13 protein-coding genes are annotated in these 13,624 nt (G+C 67.6%); 11 read left to right on the plus strand and 2 right to left on the minus strand.

Annotated features, from left to right (window positions below; all coding sequences use genetic code 11):
- Nucleotides 1-4: 4 nt before the first annotated feature.
- Complete coding sequence (locus K3A85_RS11110; protein ID WP_225206571.1) at nucleotides 5-1,786, minus strand: DUF2341 domain-containing protein; 1,782 nt, start codon at nucleotides 1,784-1,786, stop codon at nucleotides 5-7.
- Entirely contained in the window at nucleotides 1,786-3,435 is a 1,650-nt protein-coding gene (locus K3A85_RS11115) for a ShlB/FhaC/HecB family hemolysin secretion/activation protein (protein ID WP_225206572.1), read from the minus strand. The genes K3A85_RS11110 and K3A85_RS11115 overlap by 1 nt, the downstream gene beginning before the upstream one ends.
- Before the next feature lie 290 nt (nucleotides 3,436-3,725).
- On the opposite strand from K3A85_RS11115, the gene K3A85_RS11120 reads away from it, so the two are divergent.
- Genes K3A85_RS11120 through K3A85_RS11170 form a run of 11 tightly spaced genes read left to right on the plus strand, consistent with a single transcriptional unit; the run spans nucleotide 3,726 to nucleotide 13,598 of the window.
- Entirely contained in the window at nucleotides 3,726-5,438 is a 1,713-nt protein-coding gene (locus K3A85_RS11120; protein ID WP_225206573.1) for a GspE/PulE family protein, read from the plus strand.
- Between the two features lie 5 nt (nucleotides 5,439-5,443).
- Complete coding sequence (locus tag K3A85_RS11125) at nucleotides 5,444-6,664, plus strand: type II secretion system F family protein (RefSeq protein WP_225206574.1); 1,221 nt, start codon at nucleotides 5,444-5,446, stop codon at nucleotides 6,662-6,664.
- Nucleotides 6,661-7,086, plus strand: a complete 426-nt coding sequence (gspG, locus tag K3A85_RS11130) for a type II secretion system major pseudopilin GspG (RefSeq protein WP_225206575.1) — start codon at nucleotides 6,661-6,663, stop codon at nucleotides 7,084-7,086. Before K3A85_RS11125 ends, gspG begins: the two co-directional genes overlap by 4 nt.
- 8 nt (nucleotides 7,087-7,094) lie before the next feature.
- Entirely contained in the window at nucleotides 7,095-7,547 is a 453-nt protein-coding gene (locus K3A85_RS11135; RefSeq protein WP_225206576.1) for a prepilin-type N-terminal cleavage/methylation domain-containing protein, read from the plus strand.
- 43 nt (nucleotides 7,548-7,590) lie between these two features.
- Nucleotides 7,591-7,929, plus strand: a complete 339-nt coding sequence (locus tag K3A85_RS11140; protein ID WP_225206577.1) for a hypothetical protein — start codon at nucleotides 7,591-7,593, stop codon at nucleotides 7,927-7,929.
- Nucleotides 7,926-8,618, plus strand: coding sequence for a PulJ/GspJ family protein (locus K3A85_RS11145; RefSeq protein WP_225206578.1), 693 nt, complete (start codon nucleotides 7,926-7,928; stop codon nucleotides 8,616-8,618). The genes K3A85_RS11140 and K3A85_RS11145 overlap by 4 nt, the downstream gene beginning before the upstream one ends.
- The gene (locus K3A85_RS11150; protein ID WP_225206579.1) at nucleotides 8,615-9,613 is read left to right on the plus strand and encodes a PilN domain-containing protein; all 999 of its coding nucleotides are present in this window, start codon (nucleotides 8,615-8,617) and stop codon (nucleotides 9,611-9,613) included. Before K3A85_RS11145 ends, K3A85_RS11150 begins: the two co-directional genes overlap by 4 nt.
- Nucleotides 9,610-10,152, plus strand: coding sequence for a type II secretion system protein GspM (gene gspM, locus K3A85_RS11155; RefSeq protein ID WP_225206580.1), 543 nt, complete (start codon nucleotides 9,610-9,612; stop codon nucleotides 10,150-10,152). The genes K3A85_RS11150 and gspM overlap by 4 nt, the downstream gene beginning before the upstream one ends.
- Nucleotides 10,153-10,192: 40 nt before the next feature.
- A complete protein-coding gene (locus K3A85_RS11160) occupies nucleotides 10,193-10,654 on the plus strand; it encodes a hypothetical protein (protein ID WP_225206581.1) in 462 nt (153 codons plus the stop codon).
- The gene (gspD, locus tag K3A85_RS11165) at nucleotides 10,651-12,735 is read left to right on the plus strand and encodes a type II secretion system secretin GspD (protein WP_225206582.1); all 2,085 of its coding nucleotides are present in this window, start codon (nucleotides 10,651-10,653) and stop codon (nucleotides 12,733-12,735) included. The genes K3A85_RS11160 and gspD overlap by 4 nt, the downstream gene beginning before the upstream one ends.
- Nucleotides 12,732-13,598, plus strand: coding sequence for a type II secretion system minor pseudopilin (locus tag K3A85_RS11170; RefSeq protein WP_225206583.1), 867 nt, complete (start codon nucleotides 12,732-12,734; stop codon nucleotides 13,596-13,598). Before gspD ends, K3A85_RS11170 begins: the two co-directional genes overlap by 4 nt.
- Nucleotides 13,599-13,624: the final 26 nt, after the last annotated feature.

Genomic DNA, 13,624 nt, shown 5'->3' on the forward strand with positions numbered 1-13,624 from the left:
CTCCTTATTCGGCAGCCTGCCGCAGCTCGGCGGCATCGGCCTGCATTTCGGCGAGGCGGGTGATCAGGCGGTCGATGAAGACGCGCATCTGGTCGGCGAGCGCGCTGATCCGGCCGTTGAGGTAGTTGTAGCCGAACAGCGACGGAATGGCGCAGGCAAGGCCGGCGATCGTGGCGAGCAGCGCGGCGGCGATACCCGGCGCAATCGCGTTCACGTTCACGTCGCCCGCCATCGCCACGCCGCCGAACACGGTCATCACGCCGATCACCGTGCCGAGCAGGCCGATGAACGGACCGCCCGAGATCGCGATGGTCAGGATCACCATCATCTTGTCGAGCTTCTGGTTCTCTTCGACGAACTGCGCGTCGACCGCCGCGCGCATCGCCTCGACGGCTTCGCCCGACAGCGGGCGGGTGCCGAGCGCCTTGCGGCGGACGTCGAGTTCCTCGATGCCGATGTTGTAGAGGCGCGCGATCGGCGAGGACTTGGCGATGTAGCCGGCTTCCTGGGGCGTGACCCCGGCGACGTCCGCGACGGGCACGAGGTTCTCGTGCATTTCGCCGAAGCGCTTGAAGAACTGCTTGTTCGCCTTCTCGGCCGCGTTCAGGTAGCGGACCTTGGCCACCATCAGCCAGATCGCGAGGCCGAGCAGGATCATGCACAGCGCGATGATCACGGCGTCGACCGGCTCCAGCTTGCTGACGATGAAGCCGATGACGTTGGCGCTGCCGCCGGCCTTCTCGGCGCTTTCCGACACGGCGACCATCTTGTTCGACGGCCCTTCGGAATTGGCCATCGCCATCATCATCGTGGCCGGGCGGGCGGTCTTCGACAGCCGCACTTCGTCGAGGGCGCCGACGAAGTTGCCGCCCAGCGTGATCGGACCGTCGATGGCCGGCAGCGCAGCCGAGGCAGCGCCGGCTTCCACGCCGTTGACGTAGATCTTCACGGTCTGGCCGTCGGCAACGACGCCGAGGTGGGTCCAGTCGTTCTGCTTGACCGGCGCGCTCGCCGCGGCGCGCGCGCCGCCGAGCGCCACGAACGGCATGCCGTTCGAAATGCCGATGACCAGCGGCCCGCGGGCAAGGATCTGCTGCTCGCCCGAAAGCTGCTCGGCCTTGATCCAGGCGGTGAAGCTGAACGGCGCGCCGGCGGTCATCGCCAGCGACGGATTGGGCTCGATCGTCACGCCGCCCTGGCCGACGAAGTGCGCGCCGTGGCCGATGATCGCGCTGTCCTCGACGCCGGCGGGCGCGTTGGTTGCGTTGTTGCCGTTGGCGGTCGAATCCTTGCTCGCCTCGCCGGGCTTCTCGCCGAAGTGATAGACCGCCGTGTAGTCGGGATCGAAGCTGCCCTTGGCGTCTTCGCCGACCGGCGCGTTCTGGTTGCCGAAGTAGAGCCAGATCTGCTTCTTCTCGCCACCGTTGAGGACGGGCACCGAAACCCAGACCGTGGCGACGCCCGACTTGGGGTCGAAGCTCTCGATGTGATAGGCCATCGGCGTCTTGTCGTCGGTATCGACGAAGCGCAGGTCGGCGCCGTTCTCGAGCGAGTCGGTGAAGGTGAAGTTGCCGTTGTGCAGGCGGATCAGCACCAGCGAGCGCCCGATCGGGCCGCTGACGTTGGCGCCGGTCGTCGTGGTGTCGACCGTCACCGCCTTGCGGTAGGTCCAGTCCTTGTTCCACCAGGCCGAGGCTGGCGTCGCGATCCCTGCGAGCACCAGGCACAGCAAGGCAACGAGGTTCTTGAGAACCCGGCGTTCGCGCCCGAAGTTTGTCTTGGCCATCAGAATTCGCCCCTGGCTGAGAATGTGACCCGCGCGTCCCCACGGCGGGAGTCCGATCGACTGATGAGCGGGACGCCAACGGTGACGCCGCCCGAGAGATGTTTGAACAAGCGGAAGCGGATGCCCCCGCCGACGCCGGCGAGCCGGAATGTCGACTCCTGGTCCGACAGCGGGTCGATCAGGCTGACAATGCCGCTGTCGAGGAAAACGAAGGGCCGCAGTTCGCCGACAAAATCGGGCAACGATGTCGCGAGCGAGGGACCGTCGAGTTGCAGCGACGCGGCGATGCCGCGATCGCCGACCGATTCCGACTGGAAGTAGCCCCGCACCGTGGTCTCGCCACCGATCGCGAACTGCTCGTTCGAGACGAGGTGGCTATCGGCATACTGACCGGCCAGCTTGACGATCAGGCTGGTGTCGTCGGCGATCAACTGCGTCCCGGTGAAATCCACGTTCAGGTGCGCGAAGTTCTCGAACGCGTTGTAGTCCTTGAGCGTGAACTGGTCCTCGGGAATGCACTTGCCGTCCTTGTCCTGGAAGGCGCAGGGCTCCAGCCGCTTGACGACACGCAGGCCGAAGGTTCCGTTGACGTTGACGTCGATCTGCGACTTGTCGCCGACGTAGGACCACGAATAGCCGAGAACCGCGGGAATGTAGCGGATCGGCGACTGGCTCGCGACCTTGCCCGCGATGAGGATGTCCTGCTTGAAATCCTTGTAGTCGAACCCGACCGAAAACGACTGGTCGGTGCGCTCGCCCGAGATCCGATAGATCGCGCGGGCGCCGACCTGCCAGCCGTTGCCGAGAACCTGGGTCCCGCCGAGCGCGGCGATGTTGCTGTTCGACTTGTAGCCGAACACCACCACCGACCAAGGCGAACCGAGGATCGGCGCGTTGTAGGAGCCGGAAAAGACCTCGGTCTGCGACCGGTCCTGCGGCGTCACGATGTACGAGCCGGAAACGGTGTGCCCGGCACCCCAGAGGTTGGTGTAACGCAGCGAGGCCGCCAACCTGAGCGGGCGGGTGTTCGGACTGTTGTCGTTGCCCAGTTCGAGGCTCCCGTGCAGCGGGAGCTGGTCCTTGACCTTCAGTTCGACATCGATCGCACCATCGGTCTTGCTCGGGCGGAAGCTCGGCTGGACCTGCCGATCGGGAATCCGGTTCGCCTGCACCAACTGGGTCTGCAGGTCCTTGAGGTTCAACGGCTTGCCCGGCTGCACCGCGGGAAGCTGCTCGCGCAGCGCCTCGACCGAATGATGCTTCGCGCCAGCGACCCGGACTTCGCCCACCGGCGCTTCGGCCACGCGGATCTGCACGATGCCGGCGCGCTGGTAGGCTTCGTCCTGCGCCGGGATATCCACGACGACGGCTTCAAACCCCTTCGCGGCGTACGCATCCTGCAGCGCCTTGCGCGCCGCCTCGATGTCCGCCGCCGTGCGGCCTTCTCCGGTGAACCGATAGACAATGTCCTCGATCTCGGTCGGGCTGAGCACGGTCGCCCCCACCACCTCGATCGAATCCACGTTGAAGCTGCCGCCGGCCTGCTCCTGGGCAAGAGCGCGCGAGCAGGGCGTCAGCGAAGCAGCCGCCGCTGCAACGCCGAGAACCAGAAGGCCATTACCCGGCTTGATATTAACTTTGGTGAACATCGCCCCGCCACATGGAAGAAATGCCTTATGATTCCTCCCCGGCGGCATTGGTCGTTCAATGTGAAATTTTTGAGACGAGTTTGCTTTGCCATGCCCCACCAGCCTCGCCGCAACGCACAAAACAGGGTCGCAAGCTTTTGGAATCGGGAGAAATACAATTAATTTCCTGCACATCGTCGCAGCGAGGCGCGACGCGAATTAGAAATCAATTTGTCACATCCTGCGCATAAACGGGCGCCGGAGGGGCCGCATGACGGCATCCCGCTCGCTGTCTTGGGTCCACGGACGAAATGCCACCGCTTGCCGATCACGCCGATGCCGCCAAGGCATCACCCGCGCCTGCAAGCTCCGGGCTGGCGGACGTGCTGCGGCGCGAGGCCTCGCTGTCGGACGAGGCGCTGTCGCGCGCCATCCTGGTCGAGACCGAAACCGGAGAGACGCTCGACAAGGTCGCAACGCGGCTGGGCCTGGTCTCGGAAGATGCACTGGCGCAGGCCCTCGGGCGCGCGACCGGCCTCCCCCTGATCGATGCCGTGCACTTCCCCGATGCCGCGCCGGCGATTGCCGACGTCTCGACCGCGTTCCTGCGCGACCGCAGGATCGTGCCCCTGTCGTTCGACGGCAGCTACCTGCGCGTGGCGATGGCCAACCCGCTCGACGACGAGGCGGTGGCGGGGATCGGGTTTGCCGCCGGCTGTCCGGTCCTGCGCACGATCGCGCGCGGGGGAGACATCGATGCCGCGATCGACCGGCTCTACCGCACCGAAACCGAAGAGGGTGTCGAGGACGAGGTCGACGAAGCCGATCTCGAACACCTCAAGGACCTGGTCAGCGACGCCCCGGTCATTCGCGCGGTCAACCGGCTTATCGCCGATGCGGTCGACGCCAAGGCGTCGGACATCCATCTCGAGCCGACCGACGATCGCCTCGCGGTCCGCTTCCGCATCGACGGCGTCCTGCGCGAGATGAGCCCGAAGCCCGCCGCGATGCGCGCCCCGATCGTCAGCCGCATCAAGGTCATGGCGAACCTCAATATCGCCGAACGCCGTCTGCCGCAGGATGGCCGCCTGCGCCTGACCGTGCGCGGGCACGAGATCGACTTGCGCGTCGCGACCGCGCCCTCGATCCATGGCGAGAGCGTCGTCATGCGCATTCTCGACAAGTCGAACCTCGCGCTGGATCCCAAGACATTGGGCTTCGACGCTGATCTTGAAGCACAATTCCTCGATGCGCTGTCGCAGCCGCACGGCATCATGCTGGTCACCGGTCCTACCGGATCGGGCAAGACGACCACGCTCTATGCAGCGCTCGCCCATCTCAACTCGCACGAGCGCAAGCTGACCACGATCGAGGACCCGATCGAATACCGGCTGCCCGGCGTCGTGCAGAGCCAGGTCAACCCGACCATCGGCTACACCTTTTCCTCGGCGCTGCGCTCGTTCCTCCGCCAGGACCCCGACGTGATGATGGTCGGCGAGATCCGCGACACCGAAACCGCGCAGATCGCGGTCCAGGCGGCGCTGACCGGGCACATGATCCTTTCCACGCTGCACACCAACACGGCCGCGGGCGCGGTCACGCGCCTGCTCGACATGGGCGTCGAACCCTTCCTGCTCTCGAGCGTGCTGACCGGCGTGCTCGCCCAGCGCCTCGTGCGCCGGCTGTGCCCGCACTGCCGCGAGCCGTTCAAGGCGGACAAGTCGGTGCTTGCGCGTCTCGGCGTCGCCAAGGGCGATGGCGAGGATGGCTGGCGCACGTTCTACCGCCCCGTCGGCTGCCCGGAGTGTCGCAACAGCGGCTATTCGGGCCGGATGGCGGTGTTCGAGTTCATCCGCATCGACGCCGATCTGTCGCAGCTCATCCTCCATCGCGCCGACACGCGCAAGATCGCGCAGGCGGCCGCGAAGGCCGGCTTCGGCACGTTGCGCAGCGATGGCGTCGACAAGGCGCGCCGCGGCCTGACCACGCTCGAGGAAGTCTTGCGCGTTTCGAGCGAGGACTGAGGCGCGTGACGACGTTTCGCTACCGCGCGCTCGACCGGTCCGGCGCGCAAGTCGCCGGCCAGATCGAGGCAGCCCTGCGCGACGCCGCGGTCGCCGCGCTGCGCAAAAGCGGGATGAAGCCGATCGAAGTCGTCGAGCTCAAGGGCAAGGCGGCTGCGGCCCGGTCGGGCAGGCGCGCCGACGGCAAGGCGCGGCGCCTTGCGACGAACTTCTTCGCCGAACTGGGCGTCCTGCTCCAGGCCGGGCTTCCGCTGGACCGTGCGCTGGCGATTGCGGTCGACAACGTTTCCGACCCCGCGCTGCAGCCGCGGCTCGCCGAAGTGCTGGCCGCGGTTCGCGAAGGCGCGCCGCTGTCGGCGGCGCTCAGCGCGCAAGGGTCGCTGTTTCCGGGCCTTGCGCCCGCGCTCGCCGAGGCGGGCGAGGCGAACGGCCAACTCGGCCAGGCCATGGCGCGCCTTGCCCAGATGCTGGAGCAGGCCGACGAGCAGCGCCGCATGATCGCCTCGGCCATGACGTATCCGATCGCGCTTACCGCGATCGCGCTCGGCGTGATCCTGCTGATGCTGCTGTTCGTCGTGCCGCAGTTCGAGCCGCTGTTCGCGTCCGCTCCGCCCGGCAAGCTGCCGGCGGCGTCGCGCGCAGTGATGGGTCTTAGCCGCTTTGTCCGCGACAACGGCCTCGTCCTCCTCGCCGTCGTGGGCGCCGGATTCTTTGCCATCCGCACCGCGCTCGGCCAGCCCGCGACCCGCGCCACGCTCGACCGGATCGTCCTCGACGTGCCGCAACTGGGCACGCTCGTCCGCAACATCGAATCCGTGCGCTTTGCCCGCACCCTCGGCGCGCTCATCGATGGAGGCGTGCCGCTTCCGGCGGCGCTGGTGCTGGCGCGACGGACGATCGAGAACCGCTTCATGAATGCCGGCGTCGGCGAAGTCGCCGACCTCGTCCGCCAGGGCGGCGGGCTGACGACACCGCTTGCCGAGCGGCGCGTGCTGGGTCCGATGGCGCTCAGCTTCATCCGCACCGGCGAAGAGACATCGCAACTCGGACCGATGCTCGGCCGCCTCGCCACGGTGCTCGACCGCGACGTCAAGGTGCGTCTCGAACGCGCCATCGCGATCGCGACTCCCGCGATCGTGGTCTCCCTCGGCGTCATGGTCGCGGCTATGGTCGCCTCGATCATGGCGGCAATTCTCGGCTTCAACGATCTGGCAGTGGCACAATGACCGAAGACAACATGAAGAAGGCCAATGGCTTCACCCTGCTCGAACTGCTGGTGGTGCTCGCGATCCTGGGGTTGCTCTATGCGATCGTCGGGCCGCAGGTGATCAAGTACCTGTCGAGCTCGAAGAGCGAGACCGCGCAGGTGCAGGTCAAGAACGTCGACGCGGCAATGAAGCTGCTGCGGCTCGATGCCGGTCGCTACCCGACCACGCAGGAGGGCCTCAATGCGCTGGTCACGCAGCCGCAGGGCATGACCAACTGGCGCGGTCCCTACCTGCCCAACGCCTCGGCGTTGACCGATCCCTGGGGCCAGCCCTACCGCTACGCCAACCCCGGAAAGCACGGCGAGATCGACATCTACACCTACGGCTCGGACAATGCCGAAGGCGGCGATGGCGAGTCCAAGGACCTCGGCAACTGGTAAGCCCCGCCGTGCGCCCGTACTCCTCCATCGGCGGCAAGCGCCACGAACACGGCTTCACGCTGATCGAGGCGCTGGTCGTGCTCGCGATCGTCGCCCTGGTCGCCGGGCTGGCCTACCCCTCGATCGAGCGGGCGCGCGACGCGATCGCCCTGCGCCATGCGCGGGGCCAGGTGGCGGCAGCGGTCTCCGCCGCGCGCGCCGCCGCGCAGCGCCGGGGCGAGCCCAGTGTGCTGGCCGCCACGGACCGCGGCGCGGCCCTCGTCGTGAATGACGACGGCCGCTTTCCGCTCGGCGCCGAAGGACGGATCACCGTTGCGATGCGTCCTGCACAGATCCTGTTCTACCCCGACGGCACTGTCCTTGCCGGCCAGGTCCGCCTCGATGCGCCGCAGGGTCCGACGCTCTACGTGATCGAAGGCGACAACGGCATCGTCCGCGACGCGAGGCCCGGCGATGCCTGACCGCCGCCCAATCGCGTCCCACCGCGCAGGCGCAGGGTTCCTGATGGTCGAGGCCCTGATTGCCCTCGCGATCGTGGCGATCATGGCGGGCGTCGTGTTCGAGACCGTCTGGCAGATGGGCGGTGCGGCGGCGCGGTCGGGCGACCAGCGCGCAGCGCTGCTGCTGGCGCGATCGGTTCTTGCAGCCAGCACCGTCGACAGCCCGGTCGCGCCGATTGCCGCACGCGGGCGCGATGGCGCATTGTCGTGGGCGGTGTCGATCCAGAACTGGAACGGCGAGAACGACGGCGGCCTCACCTTGCGCGAAGTGCGGGTCACGATTACCGACGCGCGATCGGGCGTCGTGCTCGCCCGGCTCGATGGCATGAAGGGCTCGTCGTGACGAGCACCCTGCCCCAAGTCCGGGCTGGCCGGGCTGGCCGGGAGGACCGGCGCGGCTTCACGCTGGTCGAGGCGCTGGTCAGCCTGTTCGTCTTCGGCCTCGTCTCGAGCCTGGTGCTCGCGGTGATCGACCTCGAGACGCGGCTCGATCGCACCGGGACCGAGCGCGATGCCCGCACGTTCGAGATCGTGCAGGCGCAGACGCTGCTGCGCCGGCGGATCGAGCAGACCCATGCGCTCAACGAAGCACAAGGGTTCGGCGACACGCTCGTCTTCTACGGCTCGGCGCGCGAGCTGACCTTCGTTGCCCCGCCGGTGGACTCGCAAGGGCCGCACATGTTGCAGCAGTATCGCATCGCGCTTTCGCCGAGGCGCGTGCTGACGCTCTATTCCGCGCCGACCCTGTCGGGCATCGATCCGCAGATGGGGATCAACGACGGCTGGAAGGACGTGGCGCTGGTCCGTGATGTCGACTGGATCCAGATCGACTATTTCGGCAAGGACCGGATCACCCGCCGCGACATGTGGCAGGTGGGCTGGTCGGGCCGGCGCGACCTGCCCAAGCTCGTGCGGCTGAGGATCGGCTTTCCTGCCGGCGACGGCCGCACCTGGCCGACCATGATGGTCAAGATCCTGTCGGGACAGACCGCCCCCTGCCCGAGCGACCGAAATTGCGGAGCGGATACGTGAACCTGTCCGACCTGCTGCAGTCCGATATGACCACCCTTGCCGGCTATGCGCGGGCAGGCTGGCGCTGGTGGATCGACGAGCTGACGGCGATGCTCCCGCGACAGTGGGTGCGCAGCGAAAGCCTGACCGCCTGGCACCGGGTGGAGCGCGACCGGGTCGTCGTCGCCAGCGATCCATCGGCGGACGTCGTCATCGTGCCCGCCGAAATGTGCCTCGTGCGACACATCGTGCTGCCGCGCATGGCGCTGCGCGATCTTGTCGCGCTGGTCGATCTCGATCTCGACCGGATCATGCCGCTGGAGCGCGACACGATCGTCACCGGAGTTGCCATTGCCGGCCCCGGCCCGCAGCCGGACACGATCGCGGTGCGTGTCGGGGCGATGACCCGCAAGGATGCATCCGAAATCGCAACCGCCCTGCTGGCTGCGGGGATAACCGTAGGCCGTCTCGGCCCGCTGGCTGACGACGAGCAAACGCTTTCGTTCGATCTTGCCCCGGCGATGCGGGCTGCGGGCCTGCTTCCTCCGCGCTCGCAGGCGCGGCGCTTCTGGTGGAGCCTTGTCGCGATCCTCGTGCTCGCGAATGTGGGCATCGCCATCCTGCGCGACCGGCAGCAGGTCGATCACCTGCAGGCACTCGTCGATGCGCAGGACCCCGCCCTGATGGTGGTCCGGCGCATCGAGGACCGGTTGCACGGCAACGCGCAGATGGTCGAAGCGCTCGATGCACGCAGGCGCAAGCATCTACCGCTGCGCGTGCTGGCGGCACTTTATGCATCCGTCCCCGATGCGGCATGGGTCCAGCGCATGGAGTGGGATGGGGAGAAGTTGCGGGTCTCGGGCTTCGCCGGACAGGGAACGAACGTGGTGGCGGCCTTCAAGCAGTCGGGCGCCTTCGTCGCGGTCCGCGCCAACCGCGCCGAGACGATCGCGGTCACCCAGGCGGGCAAGCCCTTCGACCTCAGCGCGCAGTTGCGACAGGGAGGCAATCGATGAGACAGATGTCGACGCGCGAGCGCCGGCTCGTCGCGGTCCTGATCCTCGTCGTCGCGGTGGCGGGCGTGCTGGCGCTGCTGGTCACTCCGATCATCGAAGGCTTTTCGTCCCGCGACCGGCAGAGGCAGATGCTGGCGCAGGTGTTCCACGCCAACGAACGCAGGATTGCCGCGGTCGGCGTGCTCCAGCACGAAGCCGAGGCGCAGCAGACCGAAATGCGGCGGCGCTTCATGGTGGCGCCCGACGCGGACGAAGCCAACGAGATGCTCAGAGCCAGGATCGAGGCGGCGGTGATTGCGACAGGCGGCGACGTCAAGGCCTCGGAAGGCATTCCCGGAGAGACCGATGGCGCCCATGCAGCGGTCGATGCGCGCATGCCGCACGGCCAGCTTCCCCGCCTGCTCGAGCTTGTGAACCAGATGCGCCCCGCGGTTGCGGTCGATGCGATGACGATCATCGCCGACGAAGCGCTCGGAAACGCGAAATCGGATGTCATCGATGTCAGACTTGAAGCTTCAGCTCCTTTCCTTAATCCCTGACCGCGGCAATCGCGCAGGGCTGCCGGCTGCTTGCGCCGCCGTGCTGGCGGTCGCCGCCGGCCTGCAACTCGCGCTCCCGCTGCCGAACGACGTACCGCCCGACAATGGTGCCGGTCGCGCCCCGGACTGGCGGTTGCCCGATATCGCCGATCTTCCCGCGCCGTCGCTCGCCGACCGCGCGTCGCTGTTCAGTCCTACCCGGCTGGTGGGCGCGACGCCATCGGGCGACGAAGCAGGCGCGGCCGTGCCCGAAGGCCCGGTCGGCGGCGCATTCGTGCTCGGCGCGATGCGCACCGGCGGGCGCCGTACGCTGCTGCTGCGGACGCCGGAACGACGCATCGTCCGGATGGCGCCGGGGCAAAGCTGGCAAGGCTGGCGGCTCCTCGCCATCGATCAGGACGCAGCCAGGTTCCGCAAGGACGGCAAGACGATAACCGCAGCATTCGGCGCCAAGGCAGCGGCGCAGGATGGCGACAGCGACAGCAGCGAGAGCGACCAGTGACCAGCAAGCCCCCCATTCTTACCGTCGCCTTCACGCTGGCGCTCCTCATCGCGCAGCAGTCGGCGACGGCCGCTGCTCCTGCCGGCGAAGTGCAGCCTGTCGAGCGGGCAAAGCCGCTTCCCCCGGCGCCTGCGCCGGCCGCGCGGATCGATGGGGTCGAGACCACCATCGTCGGGGGCGAAGCCCCCCCGCCAACCGCGCCGCGCTCGCCCACGCGCCAGCCGCCGAAGGGCAACATCGAATTCAACATTCCGAGCGCCGACGTGCGCACGCTCGCCCGCATTGTCCTCGGCGACACTCTCGGCATCCCTTACTCGGTCAGCGTCGACGGTGACGTGGACGTCGGGCTCTCCACGCCCGGACCGGTCAATCGCACGCAGCTGCTGGAACTGTTCGAGGCCTCGTTGAAGAAGGCCAACCTGGCGATGGTCTGGCAGGGGTCGGGCTATCGCATCATGACTGTTGCCCAGGCGAGCGCGGAGGGAACCTCGTTCCTGCCGGACCGGGGTTTCGGCACCGAGACGATCGTCCTCCAGTTCGCGAACGCGGCCGAACTGCGCAAGCTCATGGACAGCGTGGTGCCCGGTGCGGTCCAGCAGGTCGACGAGGGGCGCAACGCCCTCGTCCTTGCCGGCACCGCGGCCCAGCGCAAGGCGGCGCACGAGATCATCGCCCAGTTCGACGTCAACTGGCTGCGCTCGATGTCCTTCGCGCTCTATGTCCCGCAGCGCACCGACAGCCGGCTGATCGTCCCCGAGCTCGAGCGGCTGATCAATGCGCCCGACGCGCCGACGCGCGGCATGGTCCGCCTGATCGGCATGGACAAGCTCAACGGAGTCATCGCGATCAGCGCCCAGCGCCAGTATCTCGAGGACGTGCGCCGCTGGGTCGAAGTGCTCGATCGCGAGGGGACCAACAACGAGCCCCGGCTCTTCGTCTATCGCGTCCAGAACGGCCGCGCCAAGGACCTGGTCAAGACGCTTAACAGCACCTTCGGCTTTGGTGGGGGCGGCAGCGGCGACAGCGACGGCTCCGACGTCCAGGGCGGTGACGGAGTCAATCGCACGCAATCGCGAGGCGACGGGATCGATGCCCCGGCCCCGGGGCAGAACGTGACCGGACCCCGTCGCCCGGTGGGCCTTGCAGGAAACGACGGCGGTTCGGGCAATCCGAGCCAGCTTCGCGTGCGCGTCTCGTCCGACGACATCAACAATGCCGTGGTCATCTACGGCTCGAACCACGACTACAGCATCGTCGAAGACGCGTTGCGCCGCCTTGATGTCGCGCCGATGCAGGTCATGATCGAGGCTGCCATCACCGAGGTCGGGCTCAACGACGATCTGCGCTACGGTGTTCAGTGGAACTTCCAGGCCGGGGATTCCAACTTCGCCCTGACCAAGAGCACCGACAGCGTCGACCCGACCCGGATCGTTCCCGGTTTCTCGTACTTCTACTCGAACAACAACGACATCTCGGCAACGCTGAACGCGCTCGAATCCCGCACCAACGTCCGCGTCGTCTCGGCGCCGAAGCTGCTCGTGCTCAACAACCAGACCGCCGCGCTCCAGGTCGGCGACCAGGTGCCGGTCCAGACGCAAAGCTCGCAAAGCACGATCGGCTCGAACGCTCCGGTGGTCAATGCGATCGAATACCGCGACACCGGCGTGATCCTCAAGATCACCCCGCGGGTCAACGCGAGCGGGTCGGTGCTGCTCGACGTCGCGCAGGAGGTGAGCGACGTCAACTCGACCAAGACGTCCGACATCGACTCGCCGACGATCTCGACCCGCAAGATCTCCACCACGGTCGCCGTCCAGGACGGCCAGGTGATCGCGCTGGGCGGTCTGTTCCGCAATTCGCAGAGCTTCGACAAGTCCGGGCTGCCGATCCTGTCGCGCATCCCGGTCCTTGGCAGCCTGCTGTTCGGCAGCACGTCGAACACCCAGCGCAGGACCGAACTCATCGTGCTGATCAAGCCGCATGTCCTGCGCTCGCCCGACGACCTGAGCGCGATCACCGAGGAGATGCGGGCCAAGATCAGCACGCTCGAGCCGTTCAAGACCAAGGGCCGCATTCCGTGAGGACGCGCCGCCGCATCGGTCCCGGCGGGCGCGATCGCGGCTATGCCATGGTCGCGGTCGTGGCCGGGATCGGCATCATGGCGGCGATCGCGGCGACCATGATCCAGTCGACCGCGAGCAGGATCGAGACCCTGACGGCCGACACCGAAGCCGCGCGGCTCGGCGCCGCCGCCGACGCCGGGCTGCAGATCGCGCTTTCGGGCCTCACCGGCGAGGGCGTCGGCACCAAGTGGGCCATCGACGGCCGCGTCGAGCACGTGAGCTTCCACGGCGTCCCGCTCGATATCGTCGTCGAGGACGAGCGCGGCAAGGTCATGCTCAACCGCATGGACGGCGAGAACATGGGCTGGCTGCTCGAAGCCTTCGGTGTTCCCGAAACGCAGCGCGCCATTGCCGCCGCATCGTTCGCGGACTGGGTCGACCAGGACGACCAGACGCAGGACAACGGCGTGGAGAGCGAGTACTACAATCCGCGCGGACTCTCGGCGCGCAACGACGGCCCGCGGACCGTCGAGGAGCTCGGCGACGTCCGCGGCTTCACGCCGGCGCTGGTCGAGAGGATCGCGAAAGTCGCCACCGTCGATGGCGGCTCGGCGGCCTTCGACAGCCGGTTCGCCAATCCGATCGCGATCCGGGCAATGGTCGACGGGCGGGACGATTCGCCCGAAATCATCCAGCGCCGCCGCGAACTTGCCGGACAGCGGGTCGCAATCGCGCTCGACGATCCGGATATATGGAAGGATCGCAACGTGATGATCCGCGTGACCGCGCGCGGTTCCGGCGATGCCCGGGCCGAACGCGTCCAGGTCGTCACCCTGACGGGCAAGCGCAGCCACCCCTACATTCCGCTCTGGGGACGCTGAAAGGTCCGGCCGGATCGACGCCGCGC

This window comes from Novosphingobium huizhouense (genome assembly GCF_020179475.1).
GTDB lineage: Bacteria > Pseudomonadota > Alphaproteobacteria > Sphingomonadales > Sphingomonadaceae > Novosphingobium > Novosphingobium huizhouense.